Annotated in this window: 1 protein-coding gene; it reads left to right on the top strand. The window is 72.9% G+C overall.

The genetic code is table 11. The features are described from left to right. The coding region (locus GV126_RS32810) for an outer membrane protein assembly factor BamB family protein (RefSeq protein ID WP_159674670.1) at window positions 1-1,548 on the top strand (1,548 nt) is incomplete at both ends.

Raw genomic sequence — 1,548 nt, 5'->3', positions numbered from 1 at the left:
GCCGCAGCCGGCGCCCGGCTACGGCTACCCGCAGCAGCCCGGCCCGTACGCCCAGCCGGGCCCGTACGCGCAGCCGCAGCAGCCGGCCGGCCCCTACGGCGCGCAGGCCGGTCCCTACGGCGCGCCCGGCGCCCCCGCCGGTCCGGGCGCTCCCGCCCCCGGGCCGTACGGGCAGCAGCCGGGACCATACGGACAGCCGCAGGGCCCCTACGCGCAGCCGGGCGGGCCGGGGCAGCCGGGCCCGGACGGGCAGCAGCCCGGGGACGGCTATCCGCAGCCGCAGTTCCCGGGCGGGCCCGGCACCCCGCCGCCGGCCGGTGGCTCCCGCAACCCCTTCAAGGGCCGGCCCGCGGTCGTCATCGGCGCCGCCGTGGCCGCCCTGCTGGTCGTCGCCGGCACCGTGTGGGCCGTGACCGGCGGCGGTGACGACGAGAAGAAGCCGGTCGCCGGGCACAGCGACGGCGCCGGCACGCCGAGCGCCTCCGACGCCCCGGTCAACCCCGGTGACGGCAGCGGCGACGGGGGCAAGGACCCGGAGAACCTCAACGAGGGCCGCAAGCCGGGCGAGGCCCGGGTGCTCTGGTACAAGACGGCCCCCGACGCGCCCGGTTCGGGCGCCGACGCCCCCGGCATGTGGATCACCGACAAGACGGTCGTCAAGCCCGCCTACAAGCAGGTCTTCGCCTACAACGTCGGCGACGGCGACCCGACCTGGGCACCGATCACCCTTCCGCAGAAGATCTGCGCGGTCACCCCGGTCAAGTCGGCCGACGACAAGGTCGTCGTCGCCTACGAGAGCGGCAGCAGCGACCGCGCCACCTGCAACCAGCTGCAGCAGATCGACCTGAACACCGGCAAGAAGGGCTGGAGCACCAAGCTCTCCGAGGGCGAGCTGTTCGACAGCACGATCAGCATCGACCTCTCCGTCACCGGCAAGACGCTGATGGTCGGCCGCTCCCAGTCCGGTGTCGCCTACGACATCGACACCGGCCGCAAGATGTTCGACAAGAAGCGGTACGGCGCCTCCTGCTTCCCGTCCGGGTTCGCCGGCGGCACCCGGCTGATCCAGGTGGCGTCCTGCGGCGCCGGCGGCACCAACGAGCACGACGAGGTCCAGGAACTCGACCCGGCCACCGGCAAGGTCAAGTGGACCCGCGCCATCCCCAAGGGCTGGACGGTCCAGCACACCTACTCCGTCGACCCGCTGGTGCTGTACTCCACCGACGAGGACAACAAGCACTGGAACATCTCCACCCTCGACGCCAAGGGCGCGGTGCGCTCCCAGGTCGACGTCAAGGGCAGCTTCCGGCCCGAGTGCGGCTGGGCGATCCTCAGCCGTGACCTGCAGGGCTGCCGGGGCGTGGCCGCCGACGCGAACACCCTGTACCTGCCGACGGAGGCGACCACCGGCGCCAACGAGATCGTCGCGATCAACCTGGACACCGGCAAGGAGAAGTGGCGGGTGAAGTCCCCCGCCGACACCTCGATGACGCCGATGAAGGTGGAGAACGGCCGGCTCGTCGCCTACGTCGAGCCGTCGTACGACGA

The sequence above is a fragment of the Streptomyces mexicanus genome, assembly GCF_902506575.1.
Lineage (GTDB): Bacteria > Actinomycetota > Actinomycetes > Streptomycetales > Streptomycetaceae > Streptomyces > Streptomyces mexicanus.
Note: the sequence above shows the minus strand (reverse complement) of the source record. Positions and strands in the feature narration are given on the sequence as shown.